Below are 26,782 nucleotides of genomic sequence, written 5' to 3' on the forward strand. Positions count from 1 at the left end.
GGTGACGTTTTGAGCGATGTTCTGAAGTTGGGCCCCGACACGTGGGTCAGGTGTGAGGCCATCGATGAGGTGGCGTGTGGGGGGCGTATGATCGCCATCAGCGTCGAGGCTGAAGACGCTATTGAGGGGTGTCATCGACTTCTGGAGGAGGAGCGGGAGAAGGGGGCGCTGATCTACGGGCTGACCACGGGATTTGGGCCTCTGGCCAACCGTCAGGTGGAGCTCGGTGAGCTTGAGCGGCTGCAGAAAAACCTCGTGTACCACCTGGCCAGCGGGGTGGGGGAGCCTTTTGGGGAGGATGTGACGCGGGCGATGATGGCGTGTCGGGCGGTGTGTCTGGCGCGGGGGCGCTCGGCGGTGCGGCTGGAGACCTTGCAGCTGCTCGTGCGCTGGCTTCAGGACGGGCTTGTGCCGGTGGTGCCGCGTTACGGGTCGGTGGGGGCCAGCGGGGATCTGACGCCGCTTGCGCACGTGGCGCTGGCGATGATGGGGGAGGGGGAGGTCTTTGAGGAGGGGCGCGCGGTGGCGGCGAGCTCGGTGTTGGAGAAGCGAGGCATTCAGCCGCTGCGTTTGAGTGATCGCGATGGGCTGGCGCTGGTCAACGGCACGAGCGCCACCACGGCGATGGCGGCGCTGGCGCAGGTGCGCGCGCAGCGCGCGTTAGACTGGGCGGTGGGGTTGAGTGCGGCGTTTTGCGATGTGCTCGGGGGGCATGCGCAGGCCTATGATGAGGTGTTTGGCGAGGTGCGGCCGCATCCGGGGCAGGTGCGGGTGGCGGCGGCGTTGCGCGAGGCGCTGGCCGATAGCGCGCGGGTGGAGCGGGGCTTTGGAGAGAGCCGGGGCCTTCCGCAAGACCCCTACACGCTGCGCTGTGTGCCGCAGATGCTCGGCGCGGTCGATGATGCGCTGGGCTTCCACCGGGAGGTGGTGGAGCGGGAGATCAATGCGGTGAGTGACAACCCCATCTTTGATGTGGCGCGGGGGCAGGTGCGCCACGGGGGCAACTTCTTCGGGCAGCATGTGGCGATGGCCAGCGACCTGCTCAACACCCAGCTCGTGACGATGGCGGTGCTGGCCGAGCGCCAGTGTGCTCGGCTGATGGATGAGGCGCTCTCGGGGCTGCCGGCGTTTTTGCAGTGGGAGGACGTGGGGGTGCAGAGCGGGATGATGGGGGCGCAGGTCACGGCGTCGAGTCTGGTGGCGCAGATGCGCGGGCAGATGGTGGCGCTCTCGGTGCAGTCGATGCCCACCAACGGCAACAATCAGGACGTCAACCCGATGGCGACGCTCGCTGCGTTGCGCAGCCTGGAGCTTGTGGAGCGATTGAGTGAGGTGCTGGGGATCCTCGCGCTCGGGGTGGCCCAGGCGGTGCGCAAGATCCAGGCGCACGGCCAGGGGGGCTTTGCCGAAGCGACAGTTCGGCGGGTGGAGCGGGTGCTGGAGGTGGCCTCGACCATCGAGGCCGATCGACCGCTCTACGGCGATATTCGGGCGATCGCGGGGCTGGTGGTGGGATGTTGAACAGGTTTTGAATAGATAAATATCAAAAAAGGTGTTCAATCCCTTGTCAAAGTGAAGATGGGGTCGATTCTTGCGGTGTCGATGGCGTGCGTGCGCGCCTTAAGTTTTGTAACGCAGCCCGCAAGGTGAACCCCCATGAGCGATGAACGCAAGAGCTTCCCGTTGGACGTAGCGCTGCTTGAGGCGGTGCTCGACCATCTGCCGATCGGCGCCATTCTGCTCGACGATGAAGGCATCATTCGCCGCTTCAATCGCTACGAAGAGCAGCTCTCGGGCAGAAAGCGCGAGAAGACGATCGGTAAATCCTTCTTCAGCGATGTGGCTCCCTGCACCTCCGATATTGAGCTGGGGCCGAAGTTTCGCGAAGGGATTGAGAACAACAACCTCGATCTCGATATTGAGTTCTCTTTTCCCTACCCCTTCAATCGGGTGCCGCGGGATGTGCGGATTCGTGCGGCGAGTGTGAGTTCTGCGAGCGATCGGGCGCATGTGGTGCTGATTGAGGATATTACGTCGCGGCGTCAGCTTCAGCGCAACAACGCCGAGATGATGATGGGGCTCAAGTCGATGGTGGCGCGCTGGCGCGGCAGCGAGCAGAGCGAGAGCTACCAGCGCCTGGCGTTTGGCGGCGCGGATGCCTTTGAGGAGGAGGCGATCGTGCTCTACGCCGACGTCTCGGGGTTCGGGAGTCTGGCGGCGCGCACGCCGCCGGCGGAGCTTTTTCAGGTGGTCGACTGTCAGCTGCAGGCGGCGATTGAGGCGATCAGCCGCCGCGGCGGGCATGTCGACGAGGTCAACGGCCAGGGGGTGGTAGGCGTGTTTCTGCTTAACGGCGGGCAGCGCGTGGTGAGTGACGCGGTGCGGGCGGCCCAGGAGGTGGTTGAGGCCAGCCGCTCGGCGTTGGAGCTGCCCTTTCGGGTGGGGCTGGCGGTGGGGCGCGTGTTTAACGGGCCGGTGGGTCGTAAGGAGTTCGGCGGGCGGGCGACCGTGGGTCAGCCCGTGCTCACGGCTCGGGCGATTGCCCAGGTGGGGCGAGGCCACGAGATCGTGATGGAAGAGGGCGTCAAAGAGCGGCTCGGTGAGGTCGGAAAGACCAGTGAGCTGCGCGGGGTGGTGCCCACCGGCATCGCCAACCCGGGCACGCTGCATCGTCTGGAAGCGCTGGAGCTTCCCAGACGCGCCTGATCGGCGCGGAACCCTTTTCTAGCTCGCGATCGCCCCATGCGCGTGGAGACTTTTCGATGAACCCGACAGCCAGCACGACAACCGATGATCACGCGGCGTTGCCCCGGGGCTTTGTGCTCCAGGGACGCTACGTCATTGACTCGCTCATCGGTTCGGGGGGGATGGGGCATATTTATCTGGCACACCAGCGACCCTTTAACCGGCCGATGGCCATCAAGGTGATGCATGCGGAGCACTCCAAAAATGAGGTGCTCACCCAGCGCTTCTTTCAGGAGGCCCAGGCGGTAAGCCAGCTTTCGCACCCCAACACGGTGACGGTGTTCGACTTTGGTCGCACCGACGACGACCTGCTCTTTATCGCGATGGAGTTTGTGGAGGGCGTACCACTCGGGCAGCTGATCCGGGAGGCGGGGCGGCTTACGCTGGAGGATGCTGTCTCGTTTACGGTGCAGATCGCCCAGGCGCTGGGGGAGGCGCATCAGAAGGGCATCATTCACCGGGATTTGAAGCCCGATAACGTGATGGTGGTGCGTCAGCGGGGCACCGATCCTTTTGTGAAAGTGCTGGATTTTGGCATCGCCAAGGTCGTCGATAAGGCCGAGACCTTTACGCAGGCGGGCAGCATCGTGGGCACGCCGCATTATATGGCGCCGGAGCAGGCGCGCAGCGCGCCGATTGACGGACGCGCGGATCTTTATGCGCTGGGGTGTTGTCTTTACGAGATGCTCAGCGGGCGGCCGCCTTACGATGGGAGCTCGGTGGTGGGGATTCTGGTGGCGCATCAGAACAACCCGATTCCCGAGCTCGGCGCAGACTACCCGGTGATGCTGCGGCAGTTTATGCAGCGGGCGATGGGCAAAGATCCCGAAGATCGTCCGCCGACGGCGGCGGCCTTTGTGGCGGAGCTGATGGCGTGTTTTATGGCGACGCCGCCGCCGGAATCAGGCCGGGGTTCGGCAGGCCGTCGGGATTCGGCGGTGGGGATCGAGGAGCGGTTGAGGGCGCACGCCAGGGCGCGCTCGGCGATGAGTTCAGCACGTGAGCGCGGGCCGATGTCGGTCTCCAGCACCCTGGATGGGCAGGGGCCGATGGCCGGGAGGAAGCCGCTGCCGACGCCGGGCTCCTACTTAAAGTCGGATAGCGACAGCTCCATTCGCCTGCCTCGCCCCGCCGTCTCCCGCGAGACGAGGCCCTCGCCGGTGCCTTTTCGGGCGCTGGTGGAGCAGAAGAGCCAGGAGCGTCAGGAGAGCTCCGGGCTGCCGCGGCCTTCGTGGGATGATGCCTCGATCTCGGGGGAGGTCAGCACGAAGACGCTGCCCTCGGGCTCGCACCCGGTGGCCTCGGAGTACTTTGAAAGGGAGCGGGAGCGCATCGCGTCAAATCCCGCCCTGGGGCAGGCCCCCACCATGGCCGCAGGCATCAGCACGCCGGGCTCCTCGCCGCAGATCAAGGCGCTTGTGCGGGAGGGGGCGCAGCGAGCGTCGCAGTCGGGGGTGGGGAGTGCGCCGGGTGTGGCGCAGCAGGCGTCGCAGCCGGGGTATGGGAGTGTGCCCGGGACGTCTGCACAGCCGGGCTCGCAGCCCGGGTATGGGAGCGCGCCGGGTGTTGCGGCACAGCCGGGCTCGCAGCCCGGGTATGAGAGCGCGGCGGATGCGCGCGCCGCGGTGGACCGCGAAGCGGTGGTCAGCGAAGCGGCGATGTCGCAAAGCAGACAGCAGCGTGCGGCCGGAGCGCCGGGGTGGGTGTGGCCGGTGGTGGTCCTGGCGAGTGTGATGGTGCTGAGTGTGGCGCTGGTGGTGAGCTCGGGAGGCGATACAGGGCAGGCATCGCAAAACGCCGGGGTGGAAGAGGGCGGGGAGGTGGCGTCAGGAGTGGCCGAGCCGGCTGTTGCGAGTGCGCAGCCGCTCTCACTCGACAGCGATCCGAGTGGGGCGACGGTGGTCATCGACGGGGTGCCGGTAGGGCGAACGCCGCTGACGCATCGGGTCGCTGGCGAGGTGGTTGGCGAGGTGCGTTTTGAGCTGCGCGGCTATGAGACGCTGCGTTTTGCCGACGTTCCGGTGCGCGCCGAGGGCGACAACCGCCTCTTCGGCGTGATGGAGCGGCAGGCGCTCGCCATCGATGTGCGCGCGCCACGCCAGGGCGGGGTGCTGCTGGTCAACGGTGAGGTTTTGGGCGAGCCGATGGGAGCGCTCGCGCAGGTCTATGAGGCGACCTGGCCGGAGGGGGAGGTGGAGCTTGTGTGGCGCCACCCGGACTTTGAAGACGTGCGCCGGGTGGTGCCAGCGCGTGGCGTGAAGACGCCCCTGCGCTGGGAGATCTCGGAGGCAGCGCTGGTGGAGCGCAGTGAGGGCTAAGGTGGTTTAAGCCTCGGGGGGGACGCCCGGGATCACGGTATAATGGATGGTCATGGCGCGGATTTTTCCATCTTCGATGAGGTAGGAGTCGGCGCCATCTTCGACGCGGGCACCGTTTTTGCCGACGCCGCTCCACTCCAGAAACCCCAGGTGCCGCTCGACCATGATGCGGTGGTAGGTCCACTGGCCGTCGGGGAGTTGTTTTTGCAAAAGGCGCACCTTCTCGCGCAGGCCCTCCACCCCGCGGAAGATGCCGTAGGTGGTCATCAGGACGATGTCGGGGGCGAAGTTACGCTCGAGATCCGTCTCAAAATCCCAGCTTCGGGCCAGGTCGAGGTGGTCGTCCAAGACCTCACGGGCTGAGCGGCTGGCGAGGGTGTTTGGGTCCATGGGAGGGCTCCGGGCTGGTCGGTGTATCGATCAGGACAGCGCTTCAGGGGCGCTTTTGATCGAAGATCGACGCGGGGCCGCGACCACCAACCGATCGCCGGAAGTTGGCGTCGTTGCTGGCTGATGTCCGTCTCTCGGACGGATCTTTTTGGATATTTTCGGATGCTTTCAGACACGCGGCCGGCTCACTCGTTGATGGATGCCAGGGTGGGAGCGTCGAGCTGGCCGTGGTCGTTGGCATCCCGGTAGATCGAGCCGCCGCGTGAAGTCTGCGCGCAGGGGTGTTCGCCGATGGCGGCGGTGTTGGTATAGGCGATGGCAAAGTCGCCGGCGTCATCTTCGGTAACGAAGGGGGACCACTTTTTGCTCTGCATCGCCGGTATCTTCTTGGTTTTTGGTGTTGGAGGTGTTCTGTGCGTCCTGTCTGCTGTCGAGGGCGAGGGGCTTGTTTTGCTGGCGAGGCTGGCGTACCAGAGGACCACCGGTCGCGGCCTTTCGGGTAAGCGCGGCGGTTGATGTGGCGGGAGAAGCGTGTGAGGAGTTGAAGCGTGACGAGTTACCCCAGAGTGATGTTTGTGCACGGGCTGGAGAGCGGTCCGTCTGGCGATAAGGTTCAGCAGCTGCGGGCGGCGGGCGTGGATGTGAGCGCGGCGGATATGCGGATGTCGCTCAAGCGCCTGGACCGTCATCATTCGGTGATGCGCAACATCCTGCGTTCGCCGGAGGTGCATATGGCCGCCGCCGGGGCTGCGGCGATGGTGGGGGCGGGGCTTCTGCGCAAGAAGATGTGGCCGGTGGCGCTTGCCGGCGTGGGCATCGGGGCGTGGTGGACCGCGCGCGGCGAGGAGGTGACGCGCCAGGCGGTGTGCACGAGCTATGAGCAGTGTGTGGAGGTGCAGCGGCGGATGCTCGCGACCTTTAAGCCCGACGTGGTGCTGGGGTCGAGCTGGGGCGGGGCGATCACCCTGGAGTTGATGTTGCGTGGCCACTGGAAGGGGCCTGCAGTGCTGCTGGCGCCGGCCTTTCATGCGGCGCACCGGCGGATGGGGCTCGACGCGGCCGCGCGCCTGGAGGGTTTTGATGGGGCCTCGCGCACGCTCATTTTTCATGATCCGAGCGATGATACGGTGCCGCTGGCCGACAGCGAGCGCTTAAGCGCACAGACGGGCACCGAGCTCCGCGCGGTCTCTGCCGGCGGCCACCGGCTTATGGGCCTGTTGACCGACGGTCAGCTCACCGGAGCGCTGAAGCAGGTGGGTGAGCTTGCGCAGGTGGCCGGCTGATGTCTGATACTGCTTCAACCCCGGGTGCGCCCCTGCGCTGCCTGGAGCTTTTCTGCGGCATCGGTGGTTTTGCCGCCGCGGTGCAGGGGCACGCAAACGTGGTGGGCGCGCTCGATCTCTCGGGCCACGCTATCGAGGTGTACCGCCACAATTTTCACGATCACGGCGCGCGCCAGGCCCACCTGGAGCACCTCGATGAGGCGGAGATTTTTGGCTACGAGGCCGACCTCTGGTGGATGTCGCCGCCCTGCCAGCCCTATACGACGCGGGGGCATCAGCGGGATCTTGAGGACCATCGCGCGCGCAGCCTGATTCGCATCATGGCGCTTATCGAGCGCCAGGGGCCCGCGCATGTGGCGATGGAGAACGTGCCGGGGTTTCAGGGGTCCGACGCCCACGCGCTGGTGCTCAGGACGCTCAGCGATGCGGGCTACGAGGTGGCCGAGCGCCTGCTCTGCCCCACCGAGCTGGGCGTTCCGGCGCAGCGGGAGCGCTATTATCTGGTGGCCAGCCGCAGAGGGTTGCGTCCCCGGGAGAAGCGCGAAGCTGCGGCGATGCGGCCGCTGGCCGACTTCTTGATGGCGCCCACCGACGAGGAGCTCGGGCAGGTCGTGGTGCCTGAAGAGGCGCTGGCAAAACACGGGCCGGGCATGCGCATCTTCGATCTGCGGGAGGAGCCCGGACGCATCGCCAACACCTTCACCGGGGCCTACGGCAAGACCTGGCAGGCCGCCGGCGCCTACCTGCGCATGGCAGACGGGCGCGTGCGTCGCTTTACCCCCCGCGAGATGCTGGGGCTGATGGGGTTTTCGCCGGACTTCGGGTTTCCAGACCATGTGAGCCTGCGCCAGCGCTACAAACTTATCGGCAACAGCCTCTCGGTCTGGGCGATGCGGGAGGTGCTCAGCGCCCTGATTCCCTCGCTATCTGGCGCCGAGACGCCTGTCGACGCTAAGGCCAGTGAGGCGCTGGCCCTTCCCTGAGGGTTGACAGGCAGGCCTCGTGGTCGCTTAGCTGGCGGCATCCCGAAGCGAACCATAAGGCCGACGCGCGGCGACCGTTCGAAGGCCCCCCAACGAGACTTGTGAGCAGCGATGAAGTGCAAAAAGTGTGATGAGAAAAACCCGCCGGGCACCAACAACTGCCTCTACTGTCTGGAGCCTTTGCCCGAGGTCGATGCGGTGCGTGGCGAGAAGGCTTTCGGGGGCATGATCGTGCTGGGGCTCTTTGTGGTGGCGCTGGGTTATCTGGCGTGGTGGGGCTGGGGATGGTGGCAGCTGGAGAGCGAGCGACGTCAGGCGCAGGCCGAGGGGCTGACCGAGTACGTCGTGCACCAGATCTGCTTCGGGGAGGAGAGCCCGATTCGCGACAACGACTACCGTCATCGCGGCTACCACTACCACGCGGTGCAGGCGACGGGGCGCGGGCTGATCAGCGGCAGCGATAGCCTGCGCCATTGTTACCGCAGGGAGCTGGGGCCGGCGGAGCAGATCGAGGAGCTGCCAGAGAAGGGGGAGCTTGAGCGGGTGTTTCGTTGAGCGATTCGGGTGACGAGACGCGACGCGGGTTAAGGGTGGGGGTGCCCTCGATCGTGCGCGGGATTTTAAAACGTCTGGGCGCAGACGATGTTGATGAGCGGGCGCGCTCCCCGCGCTCGCAGGCGCTCTTTATGCTGATCAACGGGGGCGTGAGCATCGGGCTTCTGGCGGCGATGGCCCATCTGGCGCGCTCGCCATTGATCTTTCCCTCGCTGGGGCCCACGGCTTTTCTGCTCTTCTTTCGCCCCCTGGCCGCGGCCTCCTCGCCGCGCCATACCGTGCTGGGGCATCTGGTAGGCGTGCTCGTCGGGCTTTTTTGTTTATGGGCCTTTGGGCTGCTGGGGGTGCCGGCGAACTTAAGCGAAGGGGTGGGGCTTGCGCGGGTGGGGGCGGCCGCGCTCTCGCTGGGCGGGACGGGGGCGGTGATGGTGTATTTCGGCGTGGCGCACCCGCCGGCCGGGGCCACCACGCTGATCGTCTCGCTGGGGCTGATGCCGCATCTGTGGCAGGCGCCGGTGTTGATGGGGGCGGTGTGTCTGATGGCCCTGCAGGGGGTTGTGATCAACCGCCTGGCGGGCATTCCTTACCCGCTGTGGCGCCCCTCGGAGCAGCGCGCCGAGCAGGCCGCGAAGCTGAAGGCCGAGCTGGACGACTCGCCAGTTAAGCCCGGCGACAGAATGATCTGAAAAATCAGGCGGGCATCGGGTGCAGGGTGCGCGTGGGGATTCTGGCGGCGCGCGCCGGCGCTTCGTGCAGACGATGCAGGGTCGATGGTCCCAGCCCTTCGACCACGATGGACGAGGCGGCGCTGGCCTGGCGCGCGGCGTCGGCGGGCTCGGCGCCCAGCATCAGGTGGTGGGTGAAGGTGGCGGCGAAGACGTCGCCGGCGCCGGTGGGGTCGACGGCCTCGGTGGGGAAGATGCCCACCTCGATGGTGCGGCCTTTTTGGAAGATGCGGCTTCCGCGGGTGCCCAGGGTCAGCGCCACAGTGGGCACGACGCGTAAGAGGCGATCGAGAAGATCGCCCTGGTCGATCAGATCTTCTTCGCTCAGGCAGGCCACGTCGACGCCGCGCAACGCGTCTGGGTCGATCTCCCAGGGTTTTTGCACGACTTCGAGCGCGCCGGGAGCCACGCCGCGTTCATGCAGAGATTCGAGCGCGGCGGCATCCTCCATCGGCTCACCGCCCACCTTGATCCAGCCCTGGATGTTGATGGCGACAAGGTTCTGGCGACCCGTGCTGCGCAACGCCTGGAGCCAGTCCGAGAGAGGGACTTCGCCGAGCACCGGCGCCAGATGCACGAGCTCGGCGTCGAGCCAGCCCGGGGGGCAGAGCGCGGGGGAGACGTCCGGGGCGATGGCCTCTAAAAGTTGCACCCGCGGGGCATCGTGGGGGTAGTAGTTGGCAAAGACGGTGGTCTGGCCCCGGCGCACTGCTGTGTGCTCAATGTCGGTGAGCGCCGCGTCGCACTCAAAGTCTTCGCCGACCACACTTAAGAGATGGGTGTGGCCCGGGAGGCGGCGGTGCACCTCGGCGCCATAATAGGCGCAGCCGCCGGCCTTAAAGCCGCCCGGGTAGCGGTCGTGGGTGACGTGACCGACCACAAGCGTGCGGTGAGTTTCGCCAGTGTTTTGACGCGACGGGCTCAATTGAAAAACTCGCCATTGCTCACGTTGTAGCTCTGCCCGGTGATGGCGCTGGCGGCGTCGCTGGCCAGAAATGCGATCAGCTCGGCGACCTCTTCTGGCGAGACCATCCGCCCGAGCGGAATCGCGGCGATGGCCTTTTTGCGGAAGTCGTCGACGTCTTCGCCCCGGGCTTGAGCAGAGTAGGCGGAGTCGGCCCGCGCCATGGGCGTATCGACCCAGCCGGGGCAGACGGCGTTGACGCGAATCTGGCGCGGCGCAAGCTCCAGGGCCACGCATTTGGTCAGGCCCAGCACGGCGTGTTTGCTGGCCGTATACGCCTCGTAGCCCGCGCGCGCGTTCTTACCCAGCCCCGAGGAGACGGTGACGATGCGGCCGCCCTCGGGCATCGAAGCGGCTGCGGCTTTGACGCAGTAATAGGCCCCGTGCACGTTCACATCAAAAGTCGTCTTCCAGACCTCGTCGCTATGCCCGTCGTCGAGGCGCGCCTGCAGGCAGACGCCGGCGTTGGCGATCAGCGTGTGAATGGGACCAATTTTTTCGAATAAGGTTTCGACGGCGGCCTGGTCGGTGACGTCGAGCGCGTAGGTCTCAATCGTTGCCCCGGCGCTCCGAGCGGCCTCTTGCAGAGATTCCGCCGCCGCGGCCAGCTTTGCCCCGTTGCGCGCGCAGAGCACCACGCGGTGCTCCGCCTTCAAAAAGTGGCGCGCGCTCGCCAGCCCGATGCCGCTGGAGCCGCCCGTGATCACGATCGTTTTCTCCATCACTTCGCCTCACTGCCTTGCAAAATCACCTGAAAGACCGCACTCGCCGCCCTTATCAATATGACTGGCGGATGGCCTCAATCAGAACTTCGGTGGGGACGGGGATGGCGTAGTCTTCTTCGACCTGCCAGAGGCTGCCGGGGCCGTCGAGGAGTGCCATGCGCGTGCCTTCGGTGAGGTAGCGCTTGTTGTAGCGCATCGACGCCAGGATATCGTCGACCTTGAGGTGGGCGGGGATGCGGGTGGGGAGCTCGAATTTTTCGATGACCTGGCGGTGCAGATCGACCATCGCGTCGTCGCAGGCGCCCATCAGACGCGCGACGCGGGCGGCGACCATCATGCCGATGGCGACGGACTGCCCGTGATTGAGGTCATAGCCCGAAAGATACTCGACGGGGTGGCCGACCTCGTGGCCGTACTGCAGCACCATGCCCTCGCGATGCTCTTTGGGGTCGATGGCCACGAGCTCGCATTTGAGCTCGATGTTTTTGCGCACGACCGTCTCCAGAAAGTCCGGATCGTCGATCTTGCCCTCGTAGCCGAGCAGGTAATCGAGGTAGTCGCGGTCCTGGCCGAGCGCGTGTTTGATGACCTCGCTCAACCCGTCGGGGATCAGCCAGTCTTCGAGCGTGGCGAGCACCTCAACGTCGACGGCGATGGCGATGGGCGAGTAGTAGGAGCCGACGAGGTTCTTGCCCCGCGCCCCGTTGATGCCCTGCTTATGGCTGATGGAAGCGTCGCACTGGGCCATAAGCGTGGTGGGCACGTGCACAAGGCCGATGCCCCGGTAGAGGGTCGAGGCGATGAAACCACAGATGTTGGCGACCGCGCCGCCGCCCAGCGAGATGAGCACGGAGCGCTCGTCGATGCCCTCGGCCAGGATCTGGTCGACCAGCTTGACGTAGTTGGCCATCGATTTTGACTCTTCGCCGTCTTTCATGACGATGCGGCGCACGTCGTAGCCCATGCGGTCGAGGCCACCGACGAAATCATCGCCGTAGATGCCGTTCACCGTGGTGTCGGTGAAGACGTAGATTGGCGAGGACGCGCTCTCGTCGGGGATGAGCTGAAGGCGCTCGGGGTTGCGCACAAAGCCGCGCTGCACGTGAATCTCAGTCTTGACCGGAGCGCCGGCGATGAAGTCGTAGCTATGCGTGGTGCGGCTCTCCTCGACCTTGAACTCGGGGCGGTGCACCGCCGCCTTGCGGATGCCCGCGCGGTGGGCCATCTCGGCGCGCACCAGCGACTGGGGGGTGTCGATATCGTGCCAGGCGCGACCGCCGGTGGTGATCGTGCCCATCTGGCCACGCTCCCCCAGGAGCGCCAGCGCGTCGGTGAGGCTGGCCGGTTCTTTCAACTTACGCGCCTCTTCCAGCGCCTCGAAAAGCGCCGGGGTGAAGGCGAAGAGCCCGGCGTCGACTCCGTCGGGGTTCTCCAGGGTGCGGGAGGCCGTGGTGAGGCGATCGCCCTCTAGCGTGACTTTGACGGCATCTTCCAGCTCAAAGACTTCCGTGACGTTGGTGTCGACCAGCGCCACGCCCACATCGTCGCCAGGCTCGGCGGCCACGATCGCGTCGACGAGTTTTTGGTCAAAGACGTGGTCGGCCATCGCGATCACAAAGTTCTCGTCGATCAATCCCTTCGCCGCCAGCAGCGTGCTCGCCAGGCCCTGCTGCCACTCGGCGTGTTCTACAAACTCCACCTTCAGGCTCAGATCGGGGTGGTTGGTCAGCTCGCGCACCACCCGCTCCGAGCCAAAGCCGGTAACCACCACCGCGCGCTCCACACCGGCCTTCTCCAGACGCTGGAGAAGCGAGAGCAAGAGCGGCTTTCCGCCCACGTGCACGAGGGGCTTGGGCGTGTTGGGGCGATCGAGGCGCGCGCCGCGGCCGGCGGCGGGAATCAAGGCGGTGGTGGGCATGGGTACGTCCGGGGGGGATGGTGAGGTGTGAAAAATCACGGGTGCTGTCGGGGGGTAACCTAGTGCGGCCTTTACGGAATATCAACATCGGGGTTTGCTGTGGGTTGGGGGGGACGCTTTGTGGTCAGGTGGTTGTGTGGTTGTGTGGTTGAGGGGCCTGGGAGGGGCGCGGGGTTTGGTCGATTCGTGAGGGCGTTGGCAGGTTCGCTTTGTGGTTGGGTGGTTGGGTGGTTGTGTGGTTGTGTGGTTGAGGGGCCTGGGAGGGGCGCGGGGTTGGTCGATTCGTGAGGGCGTTGGCAGGTTCGCTTTGTGGTTGGGTGGTTGGGTGGTTGTGTGGTTGAGGGGCTTGGGAGGGGCGCAAAATTGGTCGATTCGTGTGTGCCGAGCGCCTCAGGACGACGCTGGCTGCGTCGTCCGGGATTCGCGGTAGCGTTGCTACAGCTTCATCCCGGCCTCCTTGCCAATCGCCGCCCTGAATGCGCTCGGGTTTGGGGGTTCGCGGGTTGGGGTTGGGTTGTTGGGTGGTTGGGTGGTTGTGGAGCGCCGGGGTTTGCGGGGTGGGTCGATTCGTGTGGGCGGCCGGGGTTCGCGGTTCGAGATCGAGATCGAGCCCGAGATCGAGCCCGAGATCGAGCCCGAGATCGAGATCGAGCCCGAGATCGAGATCGAGCCCGAGATCGAGCCCGAGATCGAGCCCGAGATCGAGATCGAGCCCGAGATCGAGATCGAGCCCGAGCCCGAGCCCGAGATCGAGCCCGAGATCGAGATCGAGCCCGAGATCGAGATCGAGCCCGAGATCGAGCCCGAGATCGAGCCCGAGATCGAGATCGAGCCCGAGATCGAGATCGAGCCCGAGATCGAGCCCGAGATCGAGCCCGAGATCGAGATCGAGCCCGAGATCGAGATCGAGCCCGAGCCCGAGTACCCGAACGAGCACATGCAAACCAAGTGACATACCCCAAACGGGGCGTCGAGGGGGTCGCGAACCTATCGCGAACGGGTCGGGCAGGGTGTCGAGGGGTTCGCAAACCTATCGCGAAAGGGTCGGGCAGGGCGTCGAGGGGTTCGCAAACCTATCGCGAAAGGGTCGGGCAGGGTGTCGAGGGGTTCGCAAACCTATCGCGAAAGGGTCGGGCAGGGGGTCGAGGGGGGACGCAAACCTATCGCGAAAGGGTGGGGCAGGGGGTCGAGGGGTTCGCAAACCTATCGCGAAAGGATCTGCCAGGGGGTCGAGGGGGTCACAAGCCTATCGCGAACCGCAAACCCCGGCGGTCCTCCCGAATCGACCCACCTCGCCAACCCGAGCGCCCCACAACCACCCAACCACCCAACCACAAAGCGAACCCGGAACGCTCAGCCAAACCAACCCACCCCGCAAACCCGAGCGCCCCCTCAAAACTCCGCCGACACCGTCAACCGCGCATTGAAAGGCGGCCCGGCGCTCTGGTGGAGCACCGGCAGGCGACTGCCGCTCGTGCCCTGTTGCCAGTGGCTCGCATACACATACTCGCCCTCCCGCAGCCGTTGGTTGAGCAGGTTTTCGAGCTCCAGGCCCACCTGCCAGCGGCGCAAGCGGTAGCCGAGGGTGGCGTCGACGCGGGTCAGGGGGGCGGAGCGGGCGCCGGCGGGGAGGTTGCGGGGGGCGACGGCCAAAAAGCGCAGCCCGCCGCCCAGGCCTGAGGGGTGGGTGACGACCCAGTGCGCGCCGGCGGTGAGCGTGGGGACCTGGGGAACGGGCTGGTTGAGGTTGGAAAACTCGGGGTCGGTGAAGCGGGCGTCGACCCAGGTCAGATCGCCGCTGAGGTGCATCCAGTCGGTGGGGTGAATATCCAGAAAAACTTCGGCGCCCAGGCGGCGGCTTGAGGGGAGCTCGATGGTGGTGGCGGAGAGGTGGTCGAAGAAGATCTCGCGATCGAGGAGGGTGGCAAAGCCCGTCAGCGTGATGCCGAGCCAGTCGGTGGGGAAGACGCGGGCGCCGAGCTCGGCGGCGTGGGATTGGGAGAAGGCCGCGACGAGCTCGTCGGAGGCGCCGGCAAACGCTCGAAGTTCGGGGGGGCGAAGGCCGCGGCCGTAAGCCGCAAAGAAGGTCCAGCGATCGCCCGGCTTGTAGCGGGCCGAGGCGCGGGGGGATGCCGCGACGAGCAGGTCTTGGCCGGTGGCGTCGGCGGTGGAGGTCGAGGTGGTGTCGGTGGCCCGGAGGAAGGCGCCGTCGAAGCGGCTGCCCAGGTCCAGCCGGAGCGTGGAGGTGGGGTGAAGGCGCAGGCCGGCGCGCGCGCCGAAGCTCGACTGCACCCCGCGCAGAGCGCGCAGCGTGGAGGTGGTTGCGAGCTCGGCGTCGACGCCACGCTCGGACTGCGTAACATGTTCGCCGCGCAGGTGGGCGCCGCCCACAAAGCTCAGGCGTTCGATGAGCGGTCGGGAGTAAAAAAGATCCGCGCCGCCGCCGAAGGTGCGGTGCGCCTGGCGGGTGCGGTCGCCTTCGATGGGGTCGTCCAGGTAGCCGGTAAAGTTCTCAAAGAGCACCAGGTCGCGGGCGGCGCCGTCGACGCGCAGGCGCAGCATATCGCCGGAGGTCAACGCGCCGCGGCGCTGCCAGGTGGCCGCGCCGAGAGCCCGGGCGGACTGGCCGCGACCCACATCTTCGTAGGCCTCGTAGAAGCCGATGCGGCCGGCGTCGACGTCGGGGCTGCGCAGGGTGCCGGGGAGCTCGAAGCGGGAGGCGCCGGCGGCAAAAAAGGTGCTGAGCCGCCCGCCGGCCAGCCGGAGCTCGGAGGTGGAGGCGTTGAGCGTGGCGCGCTCAATGCCGCGCTGCTGGCCATAGCCCGCGTCGCGCATGAGCTCGGCGGCCGCAAAGGAGGCGCCGTCGGCGCTGGCGTGGCGGCCAAAGAGGCGCAGCCTGCCGGTGGTGCCGCCGGTCAGCGCGACGTGGCTCTGCAGCGCCTGGCCATCGAGATACTGCGGGGAGACGCCGGGGCGGTAGTCCACGGTGCCCGCCATACCAAAGAGCCCCTGATGCAGCGCAAAAGGCCCCTTGATGACGTGCATCGTCTCCACGACCTCGGGCAGCACCACGCCCAGATCGATGTAGCCCTGGCCGTGGATGTTGCTCCACTCGTTGAGCGGGACGCCTCCGAGCGTCAGCTCCAGATCGGCGCCGTGCACCGCGTCGAAGCCGCGTAAGAAGAACTGGTGGCCTTTACCCTCGCTGCCGTGCTGAATCAGCGTGAGGCCGGGCACCTGCCTCAAGAGCTCCTCGGCGTTTCGAGCCGGGGCGGCGTCGAGTTCCTGGCGTCCCAGCGTCATCGTGGCGCTGGTCAGGGTGCGGGGCAGGTTGGCGCGCACGGTCACCCTTAAGGTGTCGTCGGGCTCGTCTGTGGGATCAGTTGCGTCGGCCTGATCGGGTGCCAGGGCATCGATCGCGGGGGCATCAGCCGTGTCCGTCGGTGATTGCGCAAAGGCCGAGGGCATGCCCCCCGGCGTGACCATGCACATGGCGAGCAAAGAAAGGGCGACACGCTTCAACGCGCGCCGCCCCCTGGTTGAACGGTCTGAAACCATCAGTGGCAGTGTCCTTCGCCGTCGATGTGGCCGAGGGTTGCGACCTGGGCTTCGAGCCACTCCCAGAGGTTCTCAATCTCTTCGTTACCGACGTCCAGGGTGCCCACCGAGGCCGCTTCGAGCTCTTCTCTGGAGATGTCGTCGTTCTCATCGTCGCCATCGGCCGCGGCCAGCAGGGCGAAGACCAGCGCGGGGTCTTCGCTGACCAGGCTGTCGTAGAAGAGGTGGTCGGCGTGAATCGTCAGCTCCAGGCGGCTGCTCTGGTCGGCCTCGACGGTGACCGTGGTGTGGCATTCGGCGTAGGTGGTGGGCACCTCGAAGGTCCAGTCGAAGGTTTTGGTGACGCCTTCTTTTTCGGCGCTTCCAACCACGCGGATGGTGCCCAGGGCGTAGTCCACGCTCTCGTAGGTGCCGGCGTCGAGGGGGAGCTCGGCCAGGTGGTGGCCTTCGCCCTCGGTGGGGGGCGCGATCTGGATGGTGGTGGCGTCGCTGAACGCGGCGTCGCCGACCGTCACCGAGGTCACCTCGACGGCAAACCCTTCAAAATCAATCGCCCAGCCATCGCTCATGGCGTCGGCGGGGATGCCCTCTTCCACAAACTCTTCGCCATAGACAAACACATTGAGCATGCCCTGGCCCTCGGGGCTCTGCGCGTCGCTCTCGCCACAGGCGGCGGCAAGGGGCAGAAGAAGCAGGCTGGCAAGGGCGGTGGTGCGGGTGGTGGGGCTGAACATGGCGTTACTCCTGAAGTTGAAATTTAACGTGGTCGTGGGAGAGGAGGCGACGGCGCACCTCCAGGTAGATGGGATCGTTTTCGGTGGCGCCAAAGCTCACGACGCCCCCGGTGGCCAGCGCCTCAAAGTCGACGCCATCGAAGAGGTGGCCCTGGCCGAAGACCTCTTCAAAAACGAAGCGAAAGCGCAGCAGGCCATCCGGGACGAGCTCGGAGGTGATGGCGTGCGGAAAATAAATGGCGGTGATCTCGCGCCCCTCGGGGGCAGCGACCTCAAAGGTGAAGTCGGTGCTTTCTCCCTCGCGCGTCGCTGTGCCGGCGAGGCGAATGCTCAGCTCGGGAGCTTCGCTGAAACGCGCCAGGGTCAGGGAGGCCGAGGTGTAGTCGCCTTCGAGCAGCGTGGCGCTGCCCAGGTCGCGATCACCTTCGCTAACCCAGTCGACCTCATAGTCGCCCGGGAGCTCTCCCATCACCTCGCCGCCTTCGCCATGGCCGGGGTGGGCCCGGGCGCTGGGAATCACGAGGTCATAGGCGCGAGCCGGCAGGCTGGCGTGCTCGCTTCCTCCGGTCAGAAAACGCACGTTGCCAAACGCGAAGCGGGCCTCGCTTAGCTCGATGCGGTAGCCAAGGTCGGTCTCCGCGCTGCCAGGACCGGTGGCGTCGACCACCACGGGAATCGCGACTTCGATGGGGGGCTGCGATTCGCCGCAGCCGGATGTGACCATGAGCGCGGCGAGTGTAAGTGTTTGAATTTTCGTAGACATGTTCATGGGTGGGAGTGCCCGGTCGTGTGCTCGGCGGAGGTCTCGGGGAGCGCGCTGTAGACGGCCTGGCCGAAGAGTACGCCTTTCATGCCGATGAGGTGGTCGGCGACGTGTTTTAAGTCGGCGGGAGCGCCGCGCAGGGTGATGACTTCGAGGCAGGTGTCGTGGTCGAGGTGCACGTGCATCGACGAGATGATGGCGTGGTGGTGGATGTGGCCCACGTCTTCGAGCTCCTTGCTCAGGCCGCGTTTGTGGTGGTCGTAGACCAGCGTGACGGTGGCGACGGCGTTTTGAGCCTGCTCCCACTCCTCGCTGGCGAGGCGCTGGCGGATGAGATCGCGCAGGGCTTCGGAGCGGTTGGAGTGGCCGCTGTTGGTGATCCAGGCGTCAAAACGCTCTAAGAGTTCGGCGTCGACGGCGATGCTGGCGCGGGTGAGGTCAGACATGTGAGGGCTCCATCGGTTACGACGTCTTACCCCGAAGTGGGGTGTGTTACGAAGTTGACGGTGCGTAACACCGGCTTCGATGACGAGCAAGAAGGATCTTTTGGAGCGTGGCGTGGCGCGTTGTCGCACCGGCCGCCTTGCGTATACTCGCGCGGCTGATGTCACGTGAGACCGGCGCGGATCGAGGGCGTCGAGATGAAAGGTTTAAGATATGGATGATATGGGTCTGTCGAGCGCGCCGATCGAGGAGCTCAACCGCCTGCTGGCAGGGCGTTATCGCGTCGAAAGGGTGTTGGGGGAGGGGGCGCACGGCACCACCTATCTCGCGACGACCGCCGATGGGCGCCAGGTGGCGCTCAAAGAGCTGGCGGTGGCGCGGGTGGAGAGCTGGAAGGCCGTCGAGCTTTTTGAGCGGGAGGGGCAGGCGCTGCGGGCGCTCTCGCACCCGGCGATCCCGGCCTATGAGGAGGCGTTCCACGTGGACGACGGCTGGGGCGGGGAGCGTTTTTTTCTGGCGCAGTCCTATGTGGAGGGCCGCGACCTGGGCTCGGAGGTGGAGCGGGGGAGGCGCTGGACCGAGGGGCAGGTCAAAGCGCTGGTGGCGGAGCTTCTGGAGGTGCTGGCGTATATGCAGACGCTGAGCCCGCCGATGATTCACCGTGACATCAAGCCTTCCAACCTGATGGAGCGCGCCGACGGGAGCCTGGCGCTGATCGACTTTGGGGCGGTGCAGACGCTGGCGGCCGAAGACACCGGCGGCTCCACGATCGTGGGCACCACCGGCTACATGCCGGTGGAGCAGCTGATGGGGCGCGCAGTGCCCGCTACCGACCTTTATGCGGTGGGGGCGACGGCGGTGCATCTTTTGAGCGGACGGCATCCGGCGGAGCTTCCCGTGCGGCGTATGGCGCTGGATTTTCGGGGGGCGGTCAACGTCTCGGAGTCCTTCGCGCGCTTTCTCGACGGGATGCTCCCACCCGATGTGGAAGATCGCTACCGCACAGCCCGTGAGGCGTTGGAGGCGTTAGAAGCGTTGGGCGGGGCGGTGAGCCTGCGCGGAGCGCGGGCGTCGATGCTCAACGTGCTTCAGGCGCGGCGCGCGGCGATGGTGCGGCCGGCGGTGCAGTCGCTTCCGTCGAGGTCGACGTCGCGCGCGAGATCAAGGTCGGGCGCGGCCGGGCGCGGGGCGCGGCAACCGGTCGGGGCGATGGCGTCGGCGTCGCGGGGTAAAGTGGCAAAAAGCGGTGGGGGCAAGGGCGGGGCGGCGTTCGGCTCGATCTTTTTTGTGGTGATCCTTATCTCGCTCGTCTCTGGCACGAACTGCGGGCGTTTTGCCGCCAAAATGAGCGGCTATGAAGAGGTGGTGTTCGGGCCTCTGCAGAGTTGCGAGCTGGCGCAGGAGGCGCTTGGCGAGGATATCGGCGTGGCGGTGGTGGGGTGTCAGACGGGGTCGACGGAGACCTCGTCCAGTAGCGGGACAGCGTCCTGGCATATGCACATGAGCGGCTCGAAGGCGCGGGGAAGCTACGCGTTTACAGCGATCAAAGATTCCGATGGCCAGTGGGAGCTACGCGGGGGGCTGTTGAAGGTGGGCGACCGTGTGATCAACGTGATCCAGTGCACCGAGTCCAGGCTGCCCTGAGCTGTTGGTGGTGTGGGTTGGGCTTGCTGGAATGTCGTTTGAAATCAATAGGATACGCCGCGTTTGTGTGGTGAGGTGTATCCGAACAAAAAGCGCCCCGGGCTTTCGGCCCGGGGCGTTTTGTTTTGCGACGGAGCCTGAGCTGGCGCCTATTGCCAGATGAGGTTGTCGAGCACGATCTGGGCGCCGTTGACGCGGATCTCAAGCTGCGCGTCGGTGGTGAGGTTCAGACCGGTGGCGGTGAGATTGTAGACGGTGGGGTCGTCGCCGGCGATGGTGCCGAAGGTGCCGCTGGTGGCTTCCTGTTGGCCGTTGACCCAGATCTCGACAGCGCGGCCGGAGGTACCCGGGAAGGCTTTGCGGTAGTCGATGCTGATGACGTTGACCGGGGCAGGGAGGGTGGTGCTGAGGGTGCCGCCGGCGCGCAGCATGATGCCTTCATCGTCGATGCCGTATTGATCCTGATTGCGGGCCTCGGTGTAGACGAAGGTCAGGCCGCTGGTGCCGGTGAAGGTGCCGCTTTCATAGCCGGAGCCTTCCAGGCCGGTGGTGGAGAAGTCTTCGAGGGTGCCGGTGATGGCCTCGCTGCTCTCCCAGGCGCCCACGCTGCAGAAGCCGGCGTTGGGGCGAGGGGCGCGGCGCTGGTCGGTGGTCAGCGGGGCGTTGTCGAAGTTGAGGCACTGGGCGGCGGGAACGCGCCCCAGGGCGGCCGCGCCGCTGCTCAGGGCCATGGTGTGGGTGGCGCCGCCGTTATCGCTCAAAGTCTGCAGGCCGGTGGAGGCCAGCGCGCTGTCGGAGGTGATGTCGGTGGCCAGCTCATCGATGATGGTCGTGCTGACCGGGGCGATGATGTTGTAGCCCAGCGAGACGACCTCCTGCAGGGAGTCTTCCACCGGGACGTAGAGGGCAAAGCCGCTGTCTTCGACGATGAGGTTTCCGCGCAGCTCCAGTGGCGAGATGGGGCTCTTCCAGATGGAGCGTCCCTGGGCGGAGGTGTTGCCCGAGAAGGTGTTAAACGCCAGGCGCAAAAGACGCGGGTCGTCGTTAGCGATGCCGTTGAGGAAGCTGTCCTGGTAGAGGGCGCCGCCGCGCTCGGTAGCGCTGTTTTCGGTGAAGGTGCAGTTCTGGATGCGGCCCAGGCTGTCGAGGTAGACGGCGCCGCCGCGGTTGGCGCTGTTGGACTTAAAGAGGTTGCGACGCAGGTAGACCCCGTCGTTGTCGGTGCGAAACTCGGTGTTGGCGAAGATGGCGCCGCCGAGCTCGGTGGCGGAGTTGTTTTCAAAGTGGCTGTCGACGATGACCGGCTCGTTGCCGCGCAGCCAGAAGACGCCGCCTTCGTTGAGCGCGGAGTTTCCGATAGCGCGCACGTTGGAGGCGTTGATGGAGCCGCGGGTCAGGTAGAGGGCGCCGCCGTTGACCTGGGCGGTGTTGTTGAGAAGATCGACGTTGACCAGGCTCATCGAGCCCTCGCCGCGGGCCACGCCGCCGTACTCGTCAAAACCGTCGCGCAGGGTGAGGTTTTGCACCGTGAGGCGCCGGTCGCGGTCGATGTCGAAGAGGCCGTTGCTGCCGGCGCCGCGGATGATCAGGTCGGCGGGTTGGCCGGAGCCGCTCAGGGTGATGTTTTTGTCGATGGTGATGCGGCTGCTCAGGGTGATGGGGGAGACGCCCGGGGCAAAGGTGATGGTGCTGCCGGCGTTGACCTGCTGGATGACCGCACGGAGCGAGCCCGGGCCGCTGTTGGCGGCGGAGGTCACGTAGGCCGGGGAGGTGGAGGTGATGGTGGCGTCGACCACGTCCCCGCCGTTTAAGGTGTAGGTGCCGCCGGCGCCGATGACGCTGAGCTGGTTTCCGCCGCTGTCGGTGGGAGTGTTGACGAGCTCCAGGATGTAGGCGCCGGGCTCCAGGGTGAGCTCACGGGTGTCACTGCCGCTCAAGGTAAAGGCCTCGACGGTGGTGCCGGTGGTGGTGCGCAGCTCAAAGTTGTGGGCGGCGCCGGGAGGGGCGTTGAGGGCGATGCGCAGGGTGGCGGTGGTGCCCAGGTAGGTGGTCTGGGCGACGGCGGCCGGGCCGTCGCTGGTCACCGTGACGTTGACGCTTCCGGGGGAGGCGTTGAGGGTCTCGCCATTGAGGGCGCGGCTGATGAAGGTGACCAGGTAGTCGCCCGGGAGAAGATCGCTCAGGGTGAGGGGGCCGAGCTCGTTGAGGGTGCCCTCGGGGCCCTCGACGCGCACGCTGAAGCTTGCGCCACCGAGGCCGTCGGCGGCGATCTGGAGCTCGCCGCGCACGACCTCGTAGGTCACGGTGGCGCTGGCCTGCTGGCCGGCAGCCAGGGTGAGCGTGGAACTCGAGGCCTGGTAGCGTGCCGGGGACTCGACAATGTCGGCCGGGCTTAAGGTGTACTCGCCAGGCTCCAGGGCGTTGAGGGTGGTGGACTCGGTGAGGGTCTGCGAGAAGCCGTTTGGCCCGCTGAGGGTGACATCGGCCTGGGCGCCGCCGGTGCCCTCGATGGTGATGGTGAGGCTGGCCAGGCCAGCCTCATAGGTCACGGTGAGGTTGGTGGTCTGCTCGCTCTCAATGCTGAAGGTCTGCGACGAGGCGCTGTAGAGGGTGCCGCCGGCGCTGACATCGGCCGGGGCCAGGGTGTAGTCGCCCGGCTCGATGGCGTCGAGCTGCGCGTTGGCCGGAAGACGGGTGACGTCGCCCTCGGCGTCGATTACGTCGAGCGCGGCCTGGGCGCCGGTGGGAAGCCCGGCGACGCTGACCTCAAGCGAGCCCGGGACGGGCAGGTATTCGACGACCGCCAGCAGGTCTTGCCCCAGCGCGATCTCCAGCTCCTGGGTGGGGTAGGCGGCCTCATAGATGGCGCCCTGGCCCACGCGCTCCGCCTCGACCACGTAGGTGCCCGGGGGGACATCTTCAAAGATGTGGGATTCGGTGAGGGTGGCTTCAAAATCATCGGGTCCGGTGACGCTGACCTGCGGGGTAAGATCGTCAGGAAGTCCGGCGATGGCGACCTCCAGGGAGGCGGCCGGGTCGGCGTCGCCGCAGATGAGGATGACGTTGATCTCGGCGCTGACCCCGGCGGCGACATCGGCCAGGGTGAGGGTGCCGCTGCGAACTTCGTCGAGCTCGCGGCAGGAGGCCGTCAGCGAGACGGAGGCCTGGGCGTCGGCATCGAGCGCGAGCGATTCGGTATCCAGCGAAAGCCAGCTCTGGGTGGCCTCCACGCTAAGATCGACGGCCACATCGCCGACGTTGACCACGGTGAAGCTGGCGGTGGCATCGCTGTTGAGCGCCGCGCTCAGCTCAAGGTTGGAGGGAAGGGCGATGCGGGCTGTGGGGCCCGGGTCGACGTCTTCTCCGGCGTCGTCGACGATGCCCGCGTCGGGGTCGGTGGGGTCGTCACCGGGCTCGGTGCCGCAGGCGGCCAACAGGATCAGGAGCGCCCAGAGGGCGTGGCGTTTTTTCAGTGTCATTATGTTCTCGTACGTCAGAGGTCGAGGAAAACGAACGTTTAAGTCAGGTGTGAAATGACGTGGGTTATCCACGGTGGAGAGGCGCCGGGGCGCTCACTCCCATACGAAGTTGTCGATGGTGGTCTGGGCGCCGAGGTTGCGGATCTCCACCTGGGCCTCACCGGTAATGCCGAGGTTGTCGGCCTCCAGGGTGTAGACGGTGTCGTCGACGCCGCTGCCGGAGCCGAAGCTCGGGGTGGTGGCCACGACCTGGCCGTTGACGCGCACCTCGATGGTGCGGCTGGAGCCGCCCTCGTAGGCTTTGCGGTACTCAAAAGCGATGCGATCCACGCCGTGAGGCAGCGTCACGGTGATGCGGCCGGTGCCGGAGCGCAGCAGCACCCCGTCACCCTCGATGGTGTCGTTGTAGACAGCACGCTGAGCATCGGTGATCTCAAAGGCGAGTCCGCCGCGGCCGATATGGGTGGTCGAGCCGTAGGCGTGAGGGAGGAGCCCGAGGATCGGTGCGCTGAAGAACTCTCTGTTCTCGCTCAGGGCAGTGCCGGGCTCCCAGGCTCCCGGGGTGCAGCTTCCGTTGCTCGGATCATCGGGGCGGCGAGCGCCGCGCTGGTCGAAGTAGGGATCACAGATGGCGGGGATGATGCGCCGGTAGGCTTCGCTGTCGGTGCCCAGGGCGATGGTGCGGGTGAACCCGCCGTTATCCGAGAGCGGCCCCAGGCTCAGGACGCTCTCGTCGGTGATGCGGTGGTCACCGGTGCCGAAATCGACCGTCTGATAGGTCCCCTGCAGCACGCTGCGACCCAGTGTGGCGTATTTGGAGGTGGATGCGAAGGACTCGGTATCGAGGCCGGTGGGGGTGTTTTCGGCCACCAGACTATTGCTAATCTGAGCGGTCGCCTCGATGTTTTTGTAGATTGCGCCGCCTTTGAGGCCAGCAGTGTTATACGCAAGAGTCGCGTACTCCAGATCAAGCTCGTAGGGGAAAACGCCGGTGGGGTTGGCATGGTAGAGGGCCCCGCCGTCGCGGTCAGCTTCGTTGTGGGCAAAGGTCGTGTGGGCGAAGCGTGCCCAACCAATAATGTAGCCCGCGCCGCCGTTGTTGGCGCTGTTGTTATCAAAGAGCGAGCGCACCGTGGTGATGCGGTGGTCTAAGTCGTAGCGGGAGTTCATGCGAAAGGCGCCGCCGACGCCGTCCGCGGTGTTGTCTTTGAAGAGCGTGTCGTAAAACGTGCTGGAGACGAAGTTCTGGAAGATCGCTCCGCCGTCGTCGTCGGCGCTGTTGCCGATGAAGCGCACGAAGTCACCGCGCAACGCGCCGCCGGAGTGGTAGATCGCGCCGCCAAAACGCGTGGCGTGGTTCTCCAGGAAGTCCACTCGCGCCAGCGAGAGCTCGCCGCGGTTCTCAATCGAGCCGCCGTCTTGAGCCTGGCCGTCGCGCAGAGTGAGGTGTTCGATGCGTACGGTGTTTCCGCTTAAGATGTTGAAATGTTTGGTGTTTCCGCTGGAGCGGATGATCAGGTCGCCGGGTTGGCCGGGGCCTCGGATCGTCAGGTCATGGCGGACTTCGATGGGGTTGCCGCTCAAGAGCACCTCGGTGACGCCGGGGGCGAAGGTGATGACCGAGCCGGGGTTGACCGTGAGCGCGGCCTGACGCAGGGAGCCCGGCCCGGTGTTGTCGCCGTTGGTCACCACTGCGGGTGAGCCCACGCTGAGGGTGTGGTCAACCTCGGCGTCGGCGTTGACGGTGATGGCCGGGTTGGTGCTGTTGAGCGTCAGGGGGTTGCCGTAGGCGTCGGTGGGGGTCTGGGCGAGCTCTACGGTGTAGGTGCCCGGGCTGACGGTGAAGGTGCGTGAGGCGGAGCCGGTGATCGAGAACTCCTCGATGAACTGGCCCTGGCGGCGCAGCACAAAGAGCAGGGTGGCGCCGGCCGGCGCGCTGATGTCGATGTTGAGGGTCCCGGTGACGCTGGAGTAGGTGGTCTGCGCAAGCCGGGTAGGGCCGTCGCTGGTGACCCTGAGGTCGACCTGGCTCGGGACCGCGCGCAGGTAAGGGGAGCCGACGATGTCTTCAAAAACCACGCTGTAATCGCCGGGGTTGAGATCGGTGAGGGTGGTGTTCGCGGAGACGTTCTGGTTGAAGCCCGGGCCGCTGACCTGGGCCACAAAGCTGCTGCCGGAGGGGACGCCCAGGGCCTCAATCTGCAACTCGCCGGTAATCAGCGTGTAGGTCAGCGTGGTGCGGGCGACTTCGTTGCTGCGCACGGTGACCGTCTGGGCGTCGCCCTCAAAGCGCTCCGGGTCGTTTACGATGTCGTTGGCGACCAGGGTGTACTCACCCGGAGCCAGCGCGCTCAGCGTGGTGGGCTCTTCGAGGGTGGTGGAGAAGCCGTCGGGGCCTTCGATGTCGATGGAGGGGGCGGCGCCGAGCAGCCCCTCGACGCGCACCTCCAGGGAGCCGCGGCCGGCGGCGTAGGCCAGGGTGGCCTCGGTGGTCTGGCGGCTGGTGATGGTCAGCGAGAGCGGGGCGGCGCTGTAGGTGGTGTTGCCCTCGATGTGGTCGTCGCCGACCAGGGTGTAGGCGCCGGGTTTGAGGTTGTTGAGGGTGGAGTTGGCGTCGACCTCGGTGGTCTGGCCCTGAGTGTCGGTGAGCGTGAGGGTGGGGCTGGCGCCGGCGGGAAGCCCGCTGGTGGCGATGGTGAGAGAGCCCGGGGCGGTCTCATAGCTCACGGAGACGACCTGCTCTCGGCCCGGTAAAACCTCGACCTGCTGGCGTTCTTCGACCGGAGCAAAGATCGGATCTTGGCCGACCTCCTCGGCGCGCACGATGTAGCTTCCGGGGGTCAGGGACTCGAAGCTAAAGGCCGCGTCCAGGGTCTGTGCGAAGCCGCCGGGGCCGCTGACGGTGATGTCGGGCGGGAGTCCGGCGGGCAGTCCGTCGACGGTGATGGTCAGGCGGGCGGGGGCGTCGGCGTCGCCGCAGGTCAGGGTGAGCGCCAGGGTGCGACCGGCGGCGCGCGGATCGTTGCTGCTGATCTGGATGTCGTCGGTGCGCACCTCGTCGCGGTCGCGGCATTGGCCGCTGAGCGTGAGGGTGGCTTCGGCCTGGGGTTCCAGGTTCAGCTCGGTCTGCGAGAGGGTGACCCAGTCGCGCGGGCTGTTCAGCGTCAGCTCCAGCGCGGCGTCGCCGATGTTCTGCACCACAAAGGTCGTCGATGCCTGTGCGCCAACTTCCGCGCTCAACTGCAGGCTATCGGGCATCACCAGGCGCGGCTGCGGGCCGGTGGGCACATCGGTGTCGGGCTCTCCCGCGTCGGGGAGGGTGGTGCCCGTGTCCGGAGCGTCGACGGGGTCGGAGCCGCAGGCCGCAGTGCCGACAACGAGCGCCAGGAGCGCGGTCAGACAGAGGGATTTGTACATCGTATGCTCTCAAGAGTTCGGGGCGAGAAGGTACCCCTGGATTGAAAAAATCATCTCAGCGCAAAAGACGTGATCTTACGGGTGGCGCGCCGAGAACGCAGGTCGGGCGCGGACAAGATATCCCCCGACGCTTCAAG

General features: G+C 66.3%; 20 protein-coding genes. 9 read left to right on the forward strand and 11 right to left on the reverse strand.

Annotated features, from left to right (window positions below; all coding sequences use genetic code 11):
• The first annotated feature begins 9 nt into the window (after window positions 1-9).
• The 3 genes from FRC98_RS18925 to FRC98_RS18935 all read left to right on the forward strand — a co-directional run bounded on the left by FRC98_RS18925 (window position 10) and on the right by FRC98_RS18935 (window position 5,063).
• Entirely contained in the window at window positions 10-1,521 is a 1,512-nt protein-coding gene (locus FRC98_RS18925) for an HAL/PAL/TAL family ammonia-lyase (RefSeq protein WP_146983001.1), read from the forward strand.
• Window positions 1,522-1,656: 135 nt separating this feature from the next.
• Window positions 1,657-2,706 carry a PAS domain-containing protein gene (locus tag FRC98_RS18930; RefSeq protein ID WP_146983002.1) on the forward strand — a complete coding sequence of 350 codons (1,050 nt, stop codon included), beginning with the start codon at window positions 1,657-1,659 and terminating at the stop codon, window positions 2,704-2,706.
• A 56-nt stretch (window positions 2,707-2,762) separates the two neighbouring features.
• Window positions 2,763-5,063 carry a serine/threonine-protein kinase gene (locus FRC98_RS18935; RefSeq protein WP_146983003.1) on the forward strand — a complete coding sequence of 767 codons (2,301 nt, stop codon included), beginning with the start codon at window positions 2,763-2,765 and terminating at the stop codon, window positions 5,061-5,063.
• A 6-nt stretch (window positions 5,064-5,069) separates the two neighbouring features.
• On the opposite strand, the gene FRC98_RS18940 is transcribed toward FRC98_RS18935, so the two are convergent.
• A complete protein-coding gene (locus FRC98_RS18940; protein WP_146983005.1) occupies window positions 5,070-5,453 on the reverse strand; it encodes a nuclear transport factor 2 family protein in 384 nt (127 codons plus the stop codon).
• Window positions 5,454-5,638: 185 nt separating this feature from the next.
• Window positions 5,639-5,827: a hypothetical protein gene (locus tag FRC98_RS18945; RefSeq protein WP_146983007.1), complete on the reverse strand. Its 189-nt coding sequence runs from the start codon at window positions 5,825-5,827 to the stop codon at window positions 5,639-5,641.
• 174 nt (window positions 5,828-6,001) lie between these two features.
• Here FRC98_RS18945 and FRC98_RS18950 point away from each other — a divergent pair, with 174 nt between their 5' ends.
• From FRC98_RS18950 to FRC98_RS18965, 4 genes are all read left to right on the forward strand, one after another.
• Window positions 6,002-6,736 (forward strand): alpha/beta fold hydrolase, encoded by a 735-nt coding sequence (locus FRC98_RS18950; RefSeq protein ID WP_146983008.1) that lies wholly within the window; start codon window positions 6,002-6,004, stop codon window positions 6,734-6,736.
• On the forward strand, window positions 6,736-7,719 hold the full coding sequence (locus FRC98_RS18955; RefSeq protein ID WP_230467797.1) for a DNA cytosine methyltransferase: 984 nt from the start codon (window positions 6,736-6,738) through the stop codon (window positions 7,717-7,719). The genes FRC98_RS18950 and FRC98_RS18955 overlap by 1 nt, the downstream gene beginning before the upstream one ends.
• 111 nt (window positions 7,720-7,830) lie before the next feature.
• Window positions 7,831-8,274, forward strand: coding sequence for a tetratricopeptide repeat protein (locus FRC98_RS18960; RefSeq protein ID WP_146983010.1), 444 nt, complete (start codon window positions 7,831-7,833; stop codon window positions 8,272-8,274).
• Window positions 8,271-8,960, forward strand: a complete 690-nt coding sequence (locus tag FRC98_RS18965; RefSeq protein ID WP_230467798.1) for an HPP family protein — start codon at window positions 8,271-8,273, stop codon at window positions 8,958-8,960. Before FRC98_RS18960 ends, FRC98_RS18965 begins: the two co-directional genes overlap by 4 nt.
• A gap of 4 nt (window positions 8,961-8,964) precedes the next feature.
• On the opposite strand, the gene FRC98_RS18970 is transcribed toward FRC98_RS18965, so the two are convergent.
• The 3 genes from FRC98_RS18970 to FRC98_RS18980 are packed head-to-tail and all read right to left on the reverse strand — an operon-like array spanning window position 8,965 to window position 12,606.
• Window positions 8,965-9,924 carry a PfkB family carbohydrate kinase gene (locus FRC98_RS18970; RefSeq protein WP_146983012.1) on the reverse strand — a complete coding sequence of 320 codons (960 nt, stop codon included), beginning with the start codon at window positions 9,922-9,924 and terminating at the stop codon, window positions 8,965-8,967.
• Window positions 9,921-10,685, reverse strand: coding sequence for an SDR family NAD(P)-dependent oxidoreductase (locus FRC98_RS18975; RefSeq protein ID WP_146983013.1), 765 nt, complete (start codon window positions 10,683-10,685; stop codon window positions 9,921-9,923). The genes FRC98_RS18970 and FRC98_RS18975 overlap by 4 nt, the downstream gene beginning before the upstream one ends.
• A 55-nt stretch (window positions 10,686-10,740) precedes the next feature.
• Complete coding sequence (locus FRC98_RS18980) at window positions 10,741-12,606, reverse strand: iron-containing alcohol dehydrogenase (RefSeq protein ID WP_146983015.1); 1,866 nt, start codon at window positions 12,604-12,606, stop codon at window positions 10,741-10,743.
• A 550-nt stretch (window positions 12,607-13,156) separates the two neighbouring features.
• Between FRC98_RS18980 and FRC98_RS18985 the strand changes: the two genes are divergently transcribed.
• Window positions 13,157-13,558, forward strand: coding sequence for a hypothetical protein (locus FRC98_RS18985; protein ID WP_230467799.1), 402 nt, complete (start codon window positions 13,157-13,159; stop codon window positions 13,556-13,558).
• Between the two features lie 440 nt (window positions 13,559-13,998).
• Here FRC98_RS18985 and FRC98_RS18990 read toward each other — a convergent pair whose 3' ends face one another.
• The 4 genes from FRC98_RS18990 to nikR are packed head-to-tail and all read right to left on the reverse strand — an operon-like array spanning window position 13,999 to window position 18,107.
• Complete coding sequence (locus FRC98_RS18990) at window positions 13,999-16,128, reverse strand: TonB-dependent receptor (RefSeq protein ID WP_230467800.1); 2,130 nt, start codon at window positions 16,126-16,128, stop codon at window positions 13,999-14,001.
• Window positions 16,129-16,163: 35 nt separating this feature from the next.
• A complete protein-coding gene (locus tag FRC98_RS18995; protein ID WP_146983017.1) occupies window positions 16,164-16,898 on the reverse strand; it encodes a hypothetical protein in 735 nt (244 codons plus the stop codon).
• A 4-nt stretch (window positions 16,899-16,902) separates the two neighbouring features.
• On the reverse strand, window positions 16,903-17,661 hold the full coding sequence (locus tag FRC98_RS19000; RefSeq protein WP_230467801.1) for a hypothetical protein: 759 nt from the start codon (window positions 17,659-17,661) through the stop codon (window positions 16,903-16,905).
• A gap of 2 nt (window positions 17,662-17,663) precedes the next feature.
• Window positions 17,664-18,107 carry a nickel-responsive transcriptional regulator NikR gene (nikR, locus tag FRC98_RS19005; RefSeq protein ID WP_146983020.1) on the reverse strand — a complete coding sequence of 148 codons (444 nt, stop codon included), beginning with the start codon at window positions 18,105-18,107 and terminating at the stop codon, window positions 17,664-17,666.
• A gap of 211 nt (window positions 18,108-18,318) precedes the next feature.
• Between nikR and FRC98_RS19010 the strand changes: the two genes are divergently transcribed.
• Window positions 18,319-19,749, forward strand: a complete 1,431-nt coding sequence (locus FRC98_RS19010) for a serine/threonine protein kinase (protein ID WP_146983022.1) — start codon at window positions 18,319-18,321, stop codon at window positions 19,747-19,749.
• A gap of 149 nt (window positions 19,750-19,898) precedes the next feature.
• Here the strand turns inward: FRC98_RS19010 and FRC98_RS19015 are convergent, their stop codons facing one another.
• Both FRC98_RS19015 and FRC98_RS19020 read right to left on the reverse strand, forming a co-directional pair.
• A complete protein-coding gene (locus FRC98_RS19015; RefSeq protein WP_146983023.1) occupies window positions 19,899-23,228 on the reverse strand; it encodes a choice-of-anchor Q domain-containing protein in 3,330 nt (1,109 codons plus the stop codon).
• 93 nt (window positions 23,229-23,321) lie between these two features.
• Window positions 23,322-26,645, reverse strand: a complete 3,324-nt coding sequence (locus tag FRC98_RS19020; RefSeq protein WP_146983025.1) for a choice-of-anchor Q domain-containing protein — start codon at window positions 26,643-26,645, stop codon at window positions 23,322-23,324.
• Window positions 26,646-26,782: the final 137 nt, after the last annotated feature.

The sequence above is a fragment of the Lujinxingia vulgaris genome, assembly GCF_007997015.1.
Classification (GTDB): Bacteria; Myxococcota_A; Bradymonadia; order Bradymonadales; family Bradymonadaceae; genus Lujinxingia; species Lujinxingia vulgaris.